We start from the raw sequence: 17,481 nt of genomic DNA, 5'->3' as shown, positions 1-17,481 counted from the left end.
TGACGATCTAAAAAAACACAAGAATTAATATAAAATAAAAACGAACCATAAGCAAGGGTATATAACATATTTATATAATTTTTAATTAGATATTAATTATTTACAAATATACCTCTCTTTTAAATCCAATCTAATATAACCCTAGAATAACGGTAAATCGTTGATATCATCGATGATTTGATCACTATACTGTTCAATGCCACCGTTTTCTAATTTAACATCTTCATCGGAAAGCAAATCAGAATCAATCCACCATGATTTTAGTTTATCGATATCGTGTGGCTGAATTTTTTGTTCTTTATACTTCACTGTTTGTTCGAAGGAATCGTTAAAGTAATAAACTAATTGTTGACTACCGAAGTCCTCAATTAATCCGTTTAGCATTTCGCCATAAGTATCCTTGGATAATACCCCATCTAGGATGACATAATGGAAATGCTTTTTACCATAGTTAATCAACTTTTGAATCATTTGAATTTGCGTATCGGCATGTTCTTCAGTGATATCTTGTTGAACCAACATTACGTCGGTGGTTCCTAATCTTTCTTGTAGAGATGAGGCGACGCTGGTCTTACCAGTCGCCGCGTTTCCCCTAAGCACAATTAATACGGGATCCATATTTTCCTCATTTTCCTCCGTTTTCAATAATTAATGTATCTATTATAAACTTTTTTCTACTATAATATAGGTTGTTTAAAATAATTTGTACTTTCAAAGGAGCTGTTTATTATCAAACGTCTTAATAAAGAAAATATCTCTTTGGTTTTATTTTTCATATTTATTTTAGTACTATTTGCCAGTAACGATTATGAATATTTTTCACTTTTGATTCCAGCAATCATAATATTTATGAATAACAAGAAAACAATTTACAAATCTTTGTTTGGAAATATTAAACCGCTATATATGTCAATTTTGTTTATAGTATTGATTGTTTTATTAATTATTTATAAGTACTTGATAAACAAATAAAGAATAATATTCAAAATAATATTAATAAAAGCAGCAGGCATTTCGCCTACTGCTTTTATTTATTTTCATATTCAGCTAAAACTTTTTTCCATTCAGCTACGTGTTCTGGTGTATCGGGCTTTGGCATTAACATGTAGTTAAACTTGATATCTTCAATATCATCAGTTGAAGTTACTTGTTCAACAAGTGGACGTAACTTCCAACCTAACATAGGATTAATCATTTTTGATGTATCCATGAAAACATCCTCCTTTGCTTTTGTCACCATTATATACGTGAACACATGAAAGGAAAAATATTAAGCATTTTTATTAATGATTGGTAATAATCGTTTGGCAACAATCGCAGCAATAACTGCCTTGATAATGTCTCCCGGAATAAATACCATGTTAGCAAGTAATGATTGCTTCAATGTGATGTGCATTTGCACCCTGATCCATACAATCGCAATTGTGTATGAAATAATGATACTTACTATAATAGTAGAAATTAAAACATTCCAGAAACTATTCTTATCAATAACCCTGCTAAGTAGTCGGTTAAATAGAGCCATTAGTGAAGGCATTAATAGCCATGATAATAAGTATCCACCGGATGGCCCGATGAAAATAACTGCACCACCGTGACCTCCAGTTAGAACAGGTAACCCAACAGCAACCATCACCATTAGAATAGCGACAGAAATGGTCCCCTTCTTACCACCTAATAGTAATCCAGCTAGCATGATTCCAAAATTTTGTAGCACGATTGGCACCGGAATAATTGCAACTGGAATCGCTGGTACAAATGCCAGTGCGATAATTAGCGCAGTCATCAGCGCGATTTGTGTAACGTCTCTCGTTTTCATATCTCTCTCCTTATTGTTAACCATTTATTTGTAACAAGTTAACAATTAAATATAATATCTATTGTTAACCAAAATGTCAAATTGAGTTGTTAATAAAAACATACAAAAAAAGACGTTATCGTTTGATAGCGTCTTTTTTAGATTACTTAGTTAACTTACGAACAGCTTTTCTTAGTTGGGCACGTTTAGCGATTAAGCTACGTCTGTGCTTCTTAGTTAAGTGTTTTTTCTTTAACTGTTTGCTGATTTTAGCAATTGCCTTTTTGTCGGCTTTTACTTTTTTAGCAGCACGTTTTGTTAACTTCTTTTGGTGCTTCTTAGCTTTTTTAGCAGCTTTTTTTGATTTCTTAGATGACTTCTTTGAAACTTTTTTTGACTTCTTAGTTGTCTTTTTGCTCTTCTTTGAAGACTTCTTAACGTGTTTCTTAACAGTCTTTTTAGCAACTTTCTTCTTAGCAGGCTTTACGTAGTTCTTCTTAATTTCTTTACGAAGAGCTGCTGCTTGCTTGTGAAGACGTTTTCTAGTCTTCTTAGAAATCTTCTTGCTGTGTAACTTCTTGTTGATCTTAGCAAGTTTCTTCTTGTCACGGCTTACGATGGCGCGCTTAATCTTGTTCTTTAGTGCGTGAATCTTCTTTAATAGCGCCTTCTTAGCACGTTTAGTCATCTTCTTGTGCTTTAGCTTCTTGTTTAGCTTAGCAAGTGACTTCTTTGATTTCTTAATTGAAACTTTCTTAGCCTTAGGAGCCTTCTTAGCAGGTTTCTTAGCTGGCTTCTTAGCTGGCTTCTTAGGTTGACCAGCATTGTTCTTGTTTGATGGGTTAACTGCAGGTTGATCAGGTTTTACATCAGGTGTAAGAGTTGAATCATTGCCCTTGTCACCATCAATCTTAGTAGATGAAGCAGTATTGTCATCGTTTGCCTTTTGGTCATCTGATGGTTTCTTATCATCGTTGGCCTTTGAATCGTCTGATGGTTTCTTATCATCGTTGGCCTTTGAATTATATGATGGTTTCTTATCATCATTGGCCTTTTGGTCATCTGATGGCTTCTTGTCATCGTTGGCTTTTTGGTCATCAGATGGCTTCTTGTCATCGTTTGTCTTTTGGTCGTCTGATGGTTTCTTATCATCGTTTGCCTTTTGGTCATCTGATGGTTTCTTATCATCGTTGGCCTTTGAATCATCTGATGGCTTCTTGTCATCGTTGGCCTTTTGGTCGTCTGATGGTTTCTTATCATCGTTGGCCTTTGAATCGTCTGATGGCTTCTTGTCATCGTTAGCTTTTTGGTCATCTGATGGCTTCTTGTCATCATTGCCCTTTTGGTCGTCTGATGGCTTCTTGTCATCGTTTGTCTTTTGGTCGTCTGATGGTTTCTTATCATCATTGGACTTTTGGTCGTCTGATGGCTTCTTGTCATCGTTGGCCTTTTGGTCATCTGATGGCTTCTTGTCATCGTTGGCCTTTGAATCGTCTGATGGTTTCTTGTCATCGTTTGCCTTTGAATCATCTGATGGTTGGTTGTTCATTGCATCTTCAAGTAATGCTTGAGCATAGTCAGCCTTTAATTGATTAATTTGCTTAGTTAAATCACTAAAGTCAGTTGTAGTGGTGTAATTTTGGTTAGCATCATCATTCTTAAGTGTATCGGCGTATCCATATAATTGTGATAAATCATCGCTTAATTCCTTTGATGAAATAACTTTATCAGCATCCATCTTATCCAAAATAGCTAACTTATCTTTCATTGAGTTAACATTTGCTAACTTAGTTTCAAGATTCTTAACAATGTTTTGAATTACTGATGACTTCTTAATGTTTTCAATCAAGTATTTGTTGAATTGTTTTTCGTAACCACTTGGAATTCCAGTTAATGGACGTTCTTGGTAATCATCAGAATCGTCATCTGAAGCTGTCATTCTTAATGATAATTTCTTACCATCATTTGAATTATCTTTAGCGGATTGTTGTTCATTAAACTTCTTATCAAATTCTGACATACCTTGATCAAATTTGGCATCTTCTTCTGCTGCTAATTTATCTAATTCATTTTCAACAGCATCGCCAAATGTGTCGTGGTATGCCTTGATGTCGTTATCAACGTCAGAAGCACCAGTTAAGTCAATTTTGGCATCATTAGATACCTTATCATTCATTGATTTAACAATGTTTTGAACATTTTGTACTGCCTTAGCATCGCTTAATCCGGCCTTCTTCAAACCAGCAAGTGCGTCTGATAAAGCATCGTAATTATGCTTGCTATCATTGCTCTTGAATTCATCAACACTACTAATTAGAGCATCTAACTCATCATTAACGTTGCTTTGTGCATCTTTTTTCATTTCACTGTTGTGTGATTTGTTATTAGCATCAGCTTGTGAAACTAAATCGTTCAATGCTTTTAGACCATTGCTAATTGAGCTTTGGTTATCATCAATAACACTATTGTCGTTTCTGCTTGAGTTGTTACTCAAATTAATAACTGTGTTGTTTAGTGAATCCAATGCATTGTTGATACCATTAGCATTCATTACCGCAAATACATCAGTATTATTTGATTTAGCAGCAGTTAGTTTTTGTGATAAGTCATTTAAAGCATTGGCAATCTTAGTTTGGTTTTGCTTATCGTTATCAACTTTAATAGTGTTATTGTCACTGATAGCGCCATAGAAAGCATCATCAATTGATGATGTAGCATTACTAATTCTGCGTACAAATGAATCAATTCGCTTGTCAGCCTTCTTACTATGACCCTTGTAGTTATTTAATGTGCTTTCAAAGCTAGCTGTTTGCTTACCAATAGCAATTAAACCGTCTTGAACATCATTCTTGTTATCGATCTTGAATCCTTTGACCGCCTTACTTAGCGCCTTTAGATGTTTGTCAATCAATTTAACGTGTGACTTGCTCATGCGTGATGTGTTCTTGTCATTTTCCTTAGCAACTTTGGCAATTTCCTTACCTAGTTCGCTAACTTTAGCATTAATATCACTTAATTGTCCCTTGCTTAGAGCACTGTAGTCTTTTTGGTTTGAGCGTTTAACTTCATTAAATACGTTAACTAAATTAGCAGCAGAATCATTAATAGCTTTAACATCACCGTCAATTAACAATGAATCATTCTTACTGTTTACATTATTTGATTTAGCTTGAGCATCAATTAGTGCATTCAATCCATCATTGATGTCATCAACGTTAGATGCGTAAATCTTAGCATCGTTCTTTTCATTAATTTCGTTTGATGTTTGAATATCTTGATCAAATATACGCTTTAGACGATCCAAGTTATCATTAATATCTTGGATTAATGCATCGTTCATCTTAGCTTGGTTGGCATCATTTTGTTCTTGATATTTTTGAACGGCATCTGCCAATGCATTTACTGAATTATTTAGCTCATCCATTTGGTCATTCATTTCGTCTTGAAGATCAGCGTTTACAACACCATTAATGGTTTCTTTTGTTTTCTTTTCAGCATCTTTAAGTGCATTGTTTAATTCATCTAACTTGTCTTTAAAGTTATCTAAACTAACTTGAGCAAGAGTGTCGTTAGTGTCGTCTTCGGCCTTCTTTAGCGCATTGCTCAATTCATCTAAATTGTCCTTAAAGTCATCTAGACTAACTTGAGCTACTGTGTCGTTAGTTCTATCTTCAGCCTTCTTTAGTGCATTACTTAGTTCGTCTAATTTGTCTTTGAAATCGTCTAAACTAACTTGAGCTACTGTGTCGTTAGTTCTATCTTCGGCCTTCTTTAGCGCATTGTTTAATTCGTTTAGTTTGTCTTTAAAGTCGTCTAAACTTGCTTGAGCAAGGGTGTCGTTAGTGTTATTTTCGGCCTTCTTCAGTGCATTGTTTAATTCATCTAACTTATCATTAAAGTCATCTAAACTAACTTGAGCTACTGTGTCGTTAGTTCTATCTTCGGCCTTCTTTAGCGCATTGTTTAATTCATCTAACTTATCCTTAAAGTCATCTAAACTAACTTGAGCTATTGTGCCATTGGTATTGTCTTCAGCTTTTTTTAGTCCATCGCTTAATTCGCTTAGTTTATCTTTGAAGTCATCTAGACTTACTTTAGCAATGGTGCCGTTAGTGTTATCTTCAGCCTTTTTAAGAGCATCATTTAATTCGTTAAGTGTATCTTGAAAGTCCTTCAAGCTACTTTCAGCAACTGTGCCATTAGTGTTATCTTCAGCCTTCTTAAGTTCATTACTTAATTCATCTAGCTTATCCTTAAAGTCGTCAAAGCTAACATTTGCCATTGTGTCATTTGTTTGCTTTTCAGCATCCTTAATAGCTTCCTTAATAGTGTTAACTTGATCATTAATTACTTTAACATCTGTACCAACAGCTACAGATTGAGCTTCATCGATAACATGGTTCAAAACTTCTAAATGATTATTAATGGATTCGCTCAAAGCGCTGATTTCCGCTTTGTCGTAACCCTTATCAGTAAATTCCTTTTGAACACGTCCAGCAGCTTCAATTGCCTTATCAAGATTATCAAGGTATCCATCGATATCTTGTTCTTCTGAATCGATAATTTTTACTGCTTCTTTGTTGTTATTTGCTTGTGCCTTCTTAACTGCATTGTTAATAGAATCATTTAATTGGTTTAAATCATCATCAATTGAATTTTTCAATTCATTGTATACAGCATCGTCTTTGGCATCGTTTAGCATCTTAGCTGCTTCATCAAGTGACTTAGAAATGTATTCCAAATAATTCAAATTCTTATCAAAATTATCTGTTGACTGTTCGAATGTCACAGAATCCTTAGCTGCTTGAATTTCCTTAGCAAATTCATCTTGTGTTTCTGGATCATAGTTGATAGCTTGGGCTAAGTCATTAATAAAGTCACCCTTAACATAACTTAATGTTCCATTGTAGTAATTTGATAGTTCTGATTGGATTTTGGCCGCTGCACCAATAATATCCTTAGATGACTTATTCACATCATCCTTCTTTGAACCATGATTACTGTTATTTACTGCTGCTTTCGCATAATCATTTGAAGCATATGACATTACCATAACCGAAAGTGGAATAATTGCTAATGCCATATTTTTGAACCGTTTGTTCATTTTGAAAAAATCCTCCCTAAAATATAAATGAAAATAATACGAATATTTTCATACTAGCATTTTCTTTTTTAAAAAAATTAAGTATGTTAAATGTTTTATTATCTTTTAATAATGATTAATTTATAATTAATACAAATAAGAGCATCCCCTAATTTTTCTCTTAATTAATAACGTTAAAATTATCAAGATATAACTATTTATATTTTTAGCGGCAAAAATGAGAATAAAAAAATAACCGGCTTCATACCGGTTATCAATTCATATTAGCATTTATTTTTTCATAATCATTCCGTAATTCACGAAAGTTATTAGAATACTTGTTTAGCAATATTGAACGCTGACCACGCTTTGGGCCAACCGACATAAAAGGATAAATGTGTGATCATTTCTGCAATTTCATCCTCAGTAATGCCATTTTGTTTTCCCATCTTAAGATGAGCTTCCAATTGTTCAAAGTTACCAGCAGCAATTAAGCTACTGATGGTAATCATGCTTCGTTGTTTTAAAGATAACTGTGATTCTCTGCTCCACACCTGGCCGAATAAAACATCATCGTTAATTTCAGCAAACTTAGGAGCAAATTCACCTAGATTATCTCTTCCTGCTGTCTGTTTCTTCATATTAATCACGCTTTCCTTCATTATTAGCTTGGCTGTATTGTTCATCACTGACAGCTTCTAACCATTCCGGAGTCCCAGCGGTGATTGCGACATGTGAGAACCAACTGTCGGCAGTTGCTCCGTGCCAGTGTTTGACACCATCATGAGTGACTACGACATCCCCAGGTTGTAATAATCTAGCTGGTTTGCCTTCTTCTTGGTATAAACCCTTTCCTCCGATCACCAATAGTAGTTGGTATCCATCATGATGAATATGCCAGTTGTTACGACATCCTGGTTCAAAGGTCACGTTTCCCACACCAACGTTGACTTCTGCTTCCGGACTAATCAATCCTTGTAAGTAGCTTTGACCAGTAAAGTATTGTGCGTATGCATCGTTCTTAGGTCCGCGATTAAAAATAATTCCGTTCTTTACTTCTTCGTTCATTAGCGATAACTCCTATCTAAATCGTTTAAGATATTCTTCGAAGCTTTCGTCGACCTTATGATTTAGTTTGCCGTCATACCAATCAATCTTATGAGATAAGATATTTAGATGGGACTTGCGTTCATTAATTTCAACCAAACTTCTCTTTCTGACTGATTGCAGTAATCGCTTTCGTTGGTCAATGGTGGAATCACCCTGTTTACGCAACTCGACATATTCCTGAATCTCAGTCATTAACATACCTGTTCCCTTAAGATGCAATATGAATCCAATCCACTTTACGTCCTGATCATCGTAATAGCGACGATCGTTTTCATCACGCTTAGGGATAATTAACTTTTGTTTCTCATAGTATCTCAATGTGTATGTGGTCAAACCGACTTTGTTGGCAAAGTCACCAATGCTGTATTTACTCATAAAAAAGGTCCTTTCTACTAACTTCAAGAATAAATGTACTATTTAGAGTTAACTCTAAGTCAAGTATATAAAAAAAGAATCATCATTTCGATGATCCTTTTTTATTTTGACTATTCTTTGTGAGCAGCCTTTTTGTGTGAAGCTTTCTTTTCAGCCTTCTTGTGTGAAGCCTTCTTAGCATGTTTCTTAGTTACTTTCTTTGCGTGCTTCTTTGAAGCTTTCTTTGAATGCTTCTTTGCATGTTTCTTAGCAGCAGCCTTCTTATGTGAAGTCTTCTTTACATGCTTCTTAATTGCTTTCTTTGCATGTTTCTTAGTTGATTTTTTAGCAGCTTTCTTTTCTGCGGCCTTCTTAGCAGCAGCTTTCTTAGCAGCCTTTTTAGCTTCTTTCTTAGTTGTCTTCTTTACAACCTTCTTTGAAGCTTTCTTTGATGATTTTTTAGCTACATGTTTTTTGGCAGCTTTCTTTGCTTCTGGTTTAGCTTCTGGTTTTGTAGTTTCAGTAGTTGTAGCAGTCTTGGTTGCTTCTGGTTTAGCTTCTGACTTAGTTGCTTCTTTCTTAGTGTCTGTTGATGTTGTGGTTGCTTCTTTCTTTGCGTCTGTTGTTGTAGCTGCATCCTTCTTTGCATCTGTTGATGTTGTAGTTGCATCTTTCTTTGCATCTGTTGATGTTGTGGTTGCATCCTTCTTTGCATCTGTTGATGTTGTGGTTGCGTCTTTCTTTGCATCTGTTGATGTTGTGGTTGCATCCTTCTTTGCATCTGTTGATGTTGTGGTTGCATCCTTCTTTGCATCTGTTGATGTTGTAGTTGCACCTTTCTTTGCATCTGTTGATGTTGTGGTTGCGTCTTTCTTTGCATCTGTTGATGTTGTGGTTGCATCCTTCTTTGCATCTGTTGATGTTGTGGCTGCATCCTTATTTGCATCTGTTGATGTTGTGGTTGCATCCTTCTTTGCATCTGTTGATGTAGATGCATCCTTATTTGCGTCTGTTGAAGCAGATTTATCATCTGATTTTGATGCAGTTGTATCTGATGATTTAGCATCTGAACTCTTGTTGGAATCTGATGATGAAGCTGGTGTGGTTGAAGTACTTGTTGTAGTAGTTGAACCAGTTGCTGGAGTGGTGGTTGATCCAGTTGTAGTAGTTGAACCAGTTGTAGATGAACTGTTTGAGCTACCTTCTGAACTACCCTTGCTTGAATCTGATGAAGGTTGTGCTGATGCTGGTGTTGATTCAGTAGCAGCAAATGCGCTTACACCAGTTGAGAAAAATAGAGTTGCGGCAGGTACTAGAGCTAGTACGGCCTTTTTAAAGTTCTTTTTCATAATAAAATCCCCCTTGATATCCTTATTCAGGATTCGTTTTCAATTTAAAAATTTCGGTAATGACGTTGTCATCATCGTGAAACAGTAAATCTAAAAACTGTATAGATGCATCATATATGTACTATACAATCAGGTGATCATTTCGGTTAAAATGAAAAATTCTAATCAAAAAATCATCTTTATTGATACAAAAAGCCAAGAATACGGTCACCCGTATTTCAGCAAAAACAACAGACAAGACACATATTGCAAACCAGAGTAGATTATAAGTTTATAATCTACTCTTAATATATCACTAATCTTAAAAAATAGATGAATAAAATAACACTAAATATTAGACACCGTGTGTATATACACGTAAGAAACGTTGATAGTATAGTGTTTAAAAGTATTAAATTTTTTTAAAGATAATCATACATATTTCAACAATGTCTTGAATTGGTGAAAAAAAGACACCTTGAACAAGGTGTCTTTTAAAAATTACTTTTTATGCTTTTTATGAGTTTGTTTCTTTGCATGAGATTTTTTGGTTATGTGTTTCTTTGAGCGAGACTTTTTAGCAACGTGCTTTCTTGAATGTTTCTTTTTACTAACTTTCTTTGATGCTTTTTTCTTACGTAAAGTCTTCGAGAATACTTTTTTGTTAGCACTCTTCTTTTTGATCTTGTTTAATGCCTTCTTATTGATTTTCTTTTTGGCAACTTTTTTCGCACGCTTTTTACTAACTTTCTTTGATGCTTTTTTCTTGTTCGTATTCTTCTTTACACGTTTCTTTCTTGTTTTATTTACTGGCTTCTTGTTGTTCTTCTTTTTGGCAACTTTTTTCGCATGCTTTTTACTAACTTTCTTTGATGCTTTTTTCTTGCGCGTATTATTCTTTACATACTTCTTTTTTGCCTTATTTGATAGCTTTTTATTAGATTTCTTTGTGTCTACTTTATTTGCATGTTTCTTTGCTTCTTTTTTGTGGCGGTGTATGCTCATATATTTTAAAGTAGTGTCTAATTTGTGAAGAATAATTTTATCATTATCAATAGATTTATTTGGAACTTTATCATATCCATGATAAGTCCCTGGAATCCATTTACCATTACTATACTCTAATATATTACCGGAGTGATTTTCGAAATAATTCAAATCATCAATTACATCTTCAACTGCAAAGTACGTTTTTAATGCATCAATTGATTTATTGCTTGATTTTTTAGCTAATTTAGAAAATTCGACAGCTGACTTTGTTGATTCTGTTTCATAATTAGAAAACAATCTATTTACGTAACTCAAATTAGCAGAGGTTATGATTGGTATACCTCCATATAATATTTGATCTTTATCGTCTTGAAAGACTCCTTTGTAACCATCTCTTCCCATCTGAACATTCATTTTATTAAAGTTAATTATGTTCTCTTTACTATACACTACATATTTTCCATAAACATATTTAGCCTTAACCGTATTATCTTTTAGTCCATCTATAAATGGTCGGAAGGCATCAGTAAAAGAGAAGTCCTTAACTGGAAAATATTTTTTCACATTTTCATATTCGCTATCTGGTAAATAACCCCAAAATTTTGTAGATGTTTCATAAATGTTATTAACGTTATCATAACTAATATCGTTAACATCATAATTATTTATTTTATTAAGTAAATTGTTGAATTCATTAAGTCTATTTTGTTGATTAATCACATAGTTTTGTTCATAAAAATTATATGTATTTTTAAAAGCACCACTTATATCATTTTCAACATTTGAAAGTGTACTATAAATTGACCTATCACTATTTTGTTTAGAAAAAATAGCGACTTTTTTATCCATAGTTTTTCTGTATTTAATACGACTTTGTTCTTTTTGCTTCATAATTTCTCTTGTTGACCAAGAATTTGAAGCTTGTGCTTTAATGATCCCTGCATCTGACATAGTAAGTAATAAAGCTAGCATTATAAATAAATATTTCTTAAATTTTTTATACATATTTCCACCCCTAATTTAAAAAATGCTTTTATAATATAGCACCATATTTTTAGTATTTAACAATAAATTGATGAAAAATACATAATTATATAATTATATAAAATTCAGTAATAGATAATTCGGTTATTCCTAAAATATAAAAGACACCTTGAACAAGGTGTCTTTTAAAAATTCACTTTTACGACTTCACCATTATTAATGGTTGTTGATTTTCCATCAACATCTAACAACAAGTGACCTTCTTTATCAATTCCGGTGACAGTTCCATCAATTGTTTCCTTGGTAGTATCAACACTGACCTGTTTACCATTTAAGAATGACATCTTTTGGTAGTCTTCTATGAAGTTAGCTTCTAAATAGTGTGGGAACTCTTCATCAAAGCCATTAACGATGTCGGCAACTAGCTTGTTCTTATCGATTTTCTTGTCGCTGATCCAACCGACCTTATCCTTCATTTCTTCGGGGATTTCTTTGGCAGATAGACTAATTCCAACACCGACAACGATTGCGGAAGGTTGCATTAATTCAGCATCCATCACTAATTCAGTTAGGATTCCAACAACCTTCTTGTTGTTTACATAGATATCATTGATCCATTTAACCAAGAAGTCTTCTTCTGGATAGCTCTTTTTTAATGCCTTGGCAACCACCACTGCTGTCATGGTAGTTAATAACCCTGGGTTTAAATGTTTAGCATCATGGAATGGCACTACCATGCTCATGTAGATTCCACTATGGGCAGGAGAATAGAAACTTCTTCCCCTTCTGCCGTGTCCTTGCGTTTGCTTTTCAGCGATTACCAAACGATGTTTGCCATCTGGATTTTGATCATTGATTTGTTTGGCGTATGAATTAGTAGAAGTAATTTCCTTCTTAAAGATAATTTCGTAATCATTATCTAAGTCAGATTCGATTAGTTGTGGATTTAGTTCGTCGTTTCCTATGTACTTGTAGCCTTGATTAGTCTTGCTGTCGATTTGGTGACCTTGTTCTTTTAGTTGATTAATCAGTTTCCAAATCATGGTACGACTAATGTTCATTTCGTTTGCTAGTTGGTTACCTGACACCCATTCATCTTTGTGTTCGATAAACAATTGCAATAATTGATCTTTTTTCATCGTGAACTTCCTTTCGTTACTAAGTAAATCATATCATAATAAAAAAATTTTCAAAAAAGTATTTGCTTTTTTAAATTACCTGATATAGAATATTTTTCGTTAAGTAAGTTAGTACTCACTCACCTAATTATTAGGAGGTATTATTATGACAGAAAAAATCATCTCAATTAACAATTTAAAGAAAAAATACGGCCAACAAATCGTATTAAACGACGTTTCATTTGAAGTCGATTATGGACAAATTGTAGGTCTAATCGGACCCTCAGGAGCTGGAAAATCTACCATTATCAAATTAACCTTAGGAATGGAAAAAGCTGACAGCGGTGACTCTGAAGTGTTTGGCATTCACATGCCTAACCGTAAGATTCTAAATAAGATGGGATACATGGCTCAATCAGATTCACTATACAGTTCACTATCAGCAAGAGAAAACCTAACCTTCTTTGCCAAGATGCGTGAAGTTAAGAAGGAAGCTTTAGCAAGTGAAATTGACCGTGTATCTCAAATCGTTGATTTAAAAGATCAATTAGATAAAAAGGTCGATAACTTCTCTGGTGGTATGAAACGAAGATTGTCACTAGCAATCGCTTTGCTAGGTAATCCCCAACTACTAATTCTAGATGAACCAACAGTTGGAATTGACCCCGCCCTTAGAAAAAACATCTGGGCTGAACTAGGTAAGCTAAGGGACAATGGTTGCTCCATTCTAGTGACAACTCACGTTATGGATGAAGCTGAACTAACCGATCGTGTTGCTTTACTAATTGATGGAAACATCATTGCAGACGACACACCAAGCAACCTAAAACAACAATATGATGTAGATAGCATTGAAAATGTATTTATGAAAGCCGAAGGTGATATGTAATGAAGACACTATCAATCTCAAGTCGTATATTAAAAGAAATTTTCCGTGATAAGAAAACACTAGCAATGATTTTTATCGTACCTATCATTGTGATGGCATTGATGTCATATGTTTTTAAGTCGTACAACAATACAGACATCAACATCGGTACTGTGAATGTCTCCCAACAAGTTGAAACTAACCTTACTAAGGTTAAGAACGTCAATATTAAAGAATACAAGTCTGAAAAAGATGCTGAAAACGCATTGCATGATGATCACATCGATTCCTTTATCGTTTACAAGAATAATGATTACAAGATGGTTCACGCTAACATCGATGCTTCAAAGACTAGCATGACAAAAGCTGCGTTATCATCTGCATTGACTCAATCAAGCATCAAGAACATGTCCTCCGCACTAGCTAAGGTTTCACCAGTAAAACAAACTCAACCTAAGATTCACCTATCCAATGAATACAAGTACGGTAGCAGCAAGACTAACTTCTTTGATAAGATGATGCCTACTTTAATGGCATTCTTCGTCTTTTTCTTCGTATTCCTAACTTCAGGAATGGCACTTCTAAAGGAAAGAACTTCAGGTACATTGGACCGTCTATTAGCTACTCCAGTTAAGAGATCAGAAATCATCTTTGGATACTCACTAAGCTACGGTTTAATGGCTGTATTCCAAACAGTGCTAATCGTATTATTTACCATCAAGGTATTAAACATCGAAGTCGTCGGATCTATTTGGCTAATCCTATTAACCACATTCCTACTATCACTAGTCGCAATTGCAGCTGGTCTACTTCTATCAACTTTCGTTAAATCAGAATTCCAACTAATGCAATTCATCCCACTAGTGGTAATTCCACAAATCTTCTTCTCAGGACTAATTCCGCTAGATTCTCTTGATACTTGGGCAAAGGTATTATCATTTATCTTCCCAATCAAGTACGCATCAGAAGCAATTAGCAATGTCATGATGAGAGGCTTTACATTCACTGGGATTGGTATAGACTTGATAGTAATCATATTATTCATTGTCGTTTTGACTTCCGTAAACATTATCGGATTGAAGCGTTACAGAAAGGTATAATCAATGGAACAATCTAATTACACCAGTTTTAATGATTGGCTTGAAAATAGCAAGATGCCAAACGGTAAGCGTAAAGTATTAAAGTCTGCTATCAAGCTATTCTCACAAAATGGATATCAATCAACTTCGACTTCATCCATCGCCAAAGATTGCGATTTAAGTGAAGCAACTGTATTTAAACACTTTAAAAATAAAAAAGAATTACTAGACACCATTATCACCCCTATCATTAACACCTTGGCACCAAGTTTTAGTCAACAATTCGTTGAATCAGTTGGTAAGCACACCTTCAAAATCGATGAAATGATAGAATACATCATCACTGATCGTTTTCACTTTATCGAAGAAAACCATCAAATGATTAGTATCATGATTAGTCAATTATTGATTGATGAAGAATTAAAGGATCAACTTGAAGAAATCATGTTACCAAAATTATCCTTTATCATCGACAAGGCTAACGAGTTAATGAAACAAGATGACAGTGTTGACGACGATGTCTCTGCTGAAGAATTATTCAGAACCATCAGTGGACAATTGTTAATATCCACTATTGTTGAATTCAAATTCCCTTCAGACAACTGGGATACTGAAAAACAAATTAAATCGATGATTAAAGTCTGCAAGAAAGTAATTCATAAATAGAAAAAAGCATCCTGAATGGATGCTTTTTTTGTTGCTATATCAATGTTGCAAAGAAACTTAGCTAACTATTTTTGACAAACTTTTATATAATTATCACAATCAATATTTGAAAAGGAAGCGATAAAAATGCAATTTGGTGATCGTTTAAAGCAACAACGAAAAATCAAAAAATTAACCCAAGACGAAGTAGCGGAAAAATTAAATGTGTCTCGTCAAACCATCTCCAGTTGGGAAAATGAAAAGAGCTACCCTGACATTAAGAGCCTAATTTCATTAAGTGATATGTATGATATTTCATTGGATACGATGCTAAAGGAAGATAGTGGGATGAAGGAATTCATTGAAAAAAATGACCTAAGTAAAAAGATATTAGGTTTAAGGTGCTCCATTGCTTCTTTTACTATGTTTGCTTTGTTACTATACTTTTTAAATTCAGTAAATGCCATATCATCAACATACAAAAATGCGACCATCTTTTTAATGTACGTGCTCTTTGTATTAATTCTTTTATCATTCAATAAATTTATTAAGTCCATTAATCTGGAAAGATCACAAATATCTGATACATTTAGATTGAATAAATATTTAAAATTCATATTAGCTGCATTACTTATAGCAACCATTGAATTAGCAAGATATCATATAATATTACCCTTAATCATATTCATTGCCGCTTTGGAAATCTTCATTTTCATCTACTATTTCCGTAACAAATAAAGCAGACCTGACGTTTGTCAGGCCTTTTTTATTGTCTATTGTAAAATTCAACCGTTTCGACGCAGGAAACCGATAGTGTTAAACACCTCTTCAAATTGAGTTCTTTTTTAATTTGATATATCATGTCTAAGTAATACATTAATTATGAACGGATGTGACAATGAAATGGGATTCATTATTTTTCTACTAGTCCTTGCTGCACTTTACCTACTAGAAGTGTACGTACTAACCGACACAAAGCACTTTTGGGTTGGTGGAATTCTACCACTACTAATTGATATCTTAACCATCTTCTTAATGGTTGCTTCAAAGAGCTATTCCTTCCATGACTTCGCAATGGTATTTCTTGTCTTCTTTGGAACCCTTTGTATTTGGGGATACGGTGACGATCGACACAAAAAGAAAAACGGTATTAGAAAAGATAAATAAAAGACCTGACGTACGTCAGGTCTTTTTTGAACAAATATATCAAAAGTTATTAACTTTACTTAATAAGTACAATGTTAAGTTATCTTTTTAGATATAATTGACATTAATTACAAGGGGGTAATATTTTGAAGAAATTTTTAGTTTTAGTAATGTCTGCTTTAAGCATCATTTTCATTCTGAATGTAACAGCTAAGGCCGACGATACATCTGACAATTCATTTACATACACGGAAGATGCACCAGCTCAACCACAAAAGACCGTTACTATTCATTACGTCAACACCAAGGGGCAAAAACTTGCTGACGACAAAGTAATGACATCAACTGGTAATGCCGTTTCTGCCTATAACATGGATTCAGATACTTTAGATCCAATTTGGAACGGTTACGTCAAAAAGATAAGAAATTACATGCCTTACTACCTATATCAAAATGTCGATTACGATAAGTTACCATCATCAATTACCGTAAAATATATTGATTTAAAGACTGTAAATTCTAAGATGACAGCCTATGTCTTAAAAGACATCAACAAAGTACGTCGTCAACATAAACTACATGCTCTAAAGACCACTAAGGATTTGGCCAAACGTGCTAAGGTTCGATCAGAAGAACTATTTAAAAAGTTCGATCACGTTCGTCCAAATGGCAAGTCTTACAACGCCAAACTAAGTGGTTATGGTGAAGTCATTGTTAACTATCCTAGTGCTGCTAATTTCTCATACCAAGGTACTTTCGATGGAGTTCCTTTCCTAGTATTTAATAACAACGGAAAAGGACGTCTTAACTTGCAGGCTTCAGCATATACAGCATTAGAACAATACCTAACTGTTGACAAACTACATCGTGACACCATTCTAAATAAATGGGCTCACTACGTAGCACCTGCAACAACATTCCACTCAGATACAGTTGGTATGAATACAATTTTATTCAAATACTAGTAAATAAAAAGGA

General features: G+C 34.1%; 16 protein-coding genes. 6 read left to right on the top strand and 10 right to left on the bottom strand.

What is annotated here, in order from left to right; genetic code table 11:
- Positions 1-141: 141 nt before the first annotated feature.
- The 10 genes from RZ78_RS00865 to RZ78_RS00820 form a co-directional block, all read right to left on the bottom strand.
- A complete protein-coding gene (locus RZ78_RS00865; protein ID WP_054607818.1) occupies positions 142-618 on the bottom strand; it encodes a kinase in 477 nt (158 codons plus the stop codon).
- Positions 619-1,027: 409 nt separating this feature from the next.
- Positions 1,028-1,210: a hypothetical protein gene (locus tag RZ78_RS00860; protein WP_034530997.1), complete on the bottom strand. Its 183-nt coding sequence runs from the start codon at positions 1,208-1,210 to the stop codon at positions 1,028-1,030.
- A 60-nt stretch (positions 1,211-1,270) separates the two neighbouring features.
- The gene (locus tag RZ78_RS00855; protein ID WP_054607817.1) at positions 1,271-1,819 is read right to left on the bottom strand and encodes a biotin transporter BioY; all 549 of its coding nucleotides are present in this window, start codon (positions 1,817-1,819) and stop codon (positions 1,271-1,273) included.
- A gap of 142 nt (positions 1,820-1,961) precedes the next feature.
- On the bottom strand, positions 1,962-6,881 hold the full coding sequence (locus tag RZ78_RS00850) for a hypothetical protein (protein WP_054607816.1): 4,920 nt from the start codon (positions 6,879-6,881) through the stop codon (positions 1,962-1,964).
- Between the two features lie 329 nt (positions 6,882-7,210).
- Positions 7,211-7,522 carry a carboxymuconolactone decarboxylase family protein gene (locus RZ78_RS00845; RefSeq protein WP_054607815.1) on the bottom strand — a complete coding sequence of 104 codons (312 nt, stop codon included), beginning with the start codon at positions 7,520-7,522 and terminating at the stop codon, positions 7,211-7,213.
- Position 7,523: 1 nt separating this feature from the next.
- A complete protein-coding gene (locus RZ78_RS00840) occupies positions 7,524-7,949 on the bottom strand; it encodes a cupin domain-containing protein (protein WP_054607814.1) in 426 nt (141 codons plus the stop codon).
- Between the two features lie 12 nt (positions 7,950-7,961).
- Complete coding sequence (locus RZ78_RS00835; protein ID WP_054607813.1) at positions 7,962-8,366, bottom strand: MerR family transcriptional regulator; 405 nt, start codon at positions 8,364-8,366, stop codon at positions 7,962-7,964.
- 110 nt (positions 8,367-8,476) lie between these two features.
- On the bottom strand, positions 8,477-9,694 hold the full coding sequence (locus tag RZ78_RS07495; protein WP_054607812.1) for a hypothetical protein: 1,218 nt from the start codon (positions 9,692-9,694) through the stop codon (positions 8,477-8,479).
- 480 nt (positions 9,695-10,174) lie between these two features.
- On the bottom strand, positions 10,175-11,668 hold the full coding sequence (locus tag RZ78_RS07540; protein ID WP_054607811.1) for a hypothetical protein: 1,494 nt from the start codon (positions 11,666-11,668) through the stop codon (positions 10,175-10,177).
- Positions 11,669-11,832: 164 nt separating this feature from the next.
- A complete protein-coding gene (locus tag RZ78_RS00820) occupies positions 11,833-12,786 on the bottom strand; it encodes a biotin--[acetyl-CoA-carboxylase] ligase (protein WP_054607810.1) in 954 nt (317 codons plus the stop codon).
- 145 nt (positions 12,787-12,931) lie between these two features.
- Here RZ78_RS00820 and RZ78_RS00815 point away from each other — a divergent pair, with 145 nt between their 5' ends.
- From RZ78_RS00815 to RZ78_RS00790, 6 genes are all read left to right on the top strand, one after another.
- Positions 12,932-13,654 (top strand): ABC transporter ATP-binding protein, encoded by a 723-nt coding sequence (locus tag RZ78_RS00815; protein WP_054607809.1) that lies wholly within the window; start codon positions 12,932-12,934, stop codon positions 13,652-13,654.
- Positions 13,654-14,733, top strand: coding sequence for an ABC transporter permease (locus RZ78_RS00810; RefSeq protein ID WP_054607808.1), 1,080 nt, complete (start codon positions 13,654-13,656; stop codon positions 14,731-14,733). Before RZ78_RS00815 ends, RZ78_RS00810 begins: the two co-directional genes overlap by 1 nt.
- Positions 14,734-14,736: 3 nt before the next feature.
- Entirely contained in the window at positions 14,737-15,378 is a 642-nt protein-coding gene (locus RZ78_RS00805; protein WP_054607807.1) for a TetR/AcrR family transcriptional regulator, read from the top strand.
- A 126-nt stretch (positions 15,379-15,504) separates the two neighbouring features.
- On the top strand, positions 15,505-16,095 hold the full coding sequence (locus RZ78_RS07395; protein WP_081006862.1) for a helix-turn-helix domain-containing protein: 591 nt from the start codon (positions 15,505-15,507) through the stop codon (positions 16,093-16,095).
- Between the two features lie 144 nt (positions 16,096-16,239).
- A complete protein-coding gene (locus tag RZ78_RS00795; protein WP_155451832.1) occupies positions 16,240-16,524 on the top strand; it encodes a hypothetical protein in 285 nt (94 codons plus the stop codon).
- A 125-nt stretch (positions 16,525-16,649) separates the two neighbouring features.
- A complete protein-coding gene (locus tag RZ78_RS00790; RefSeq protein WP_054607805.1) occupies positions 16,650-17,468 on the top strand; it encodes a CAP domain-containing protein in 819 nt (272 codons plus the stop codon).
- Positions 17,469-17,481: the final 13 nt, after the last annotated feature.

This window comes from Apilactobacillus kunkeei (assembly GCF_001308195.1).
GTDB lineage: Bacteria > Bacillota > Bacilli > Lactobacillales > Lactobacillaceae > Apilactobacillus > Apilactobacillus kunkeei_C.
Note: the sequence above shows the minus strand (reverse complement) of the source record. Positions and strands in the feature narration are given on the sequence as shown.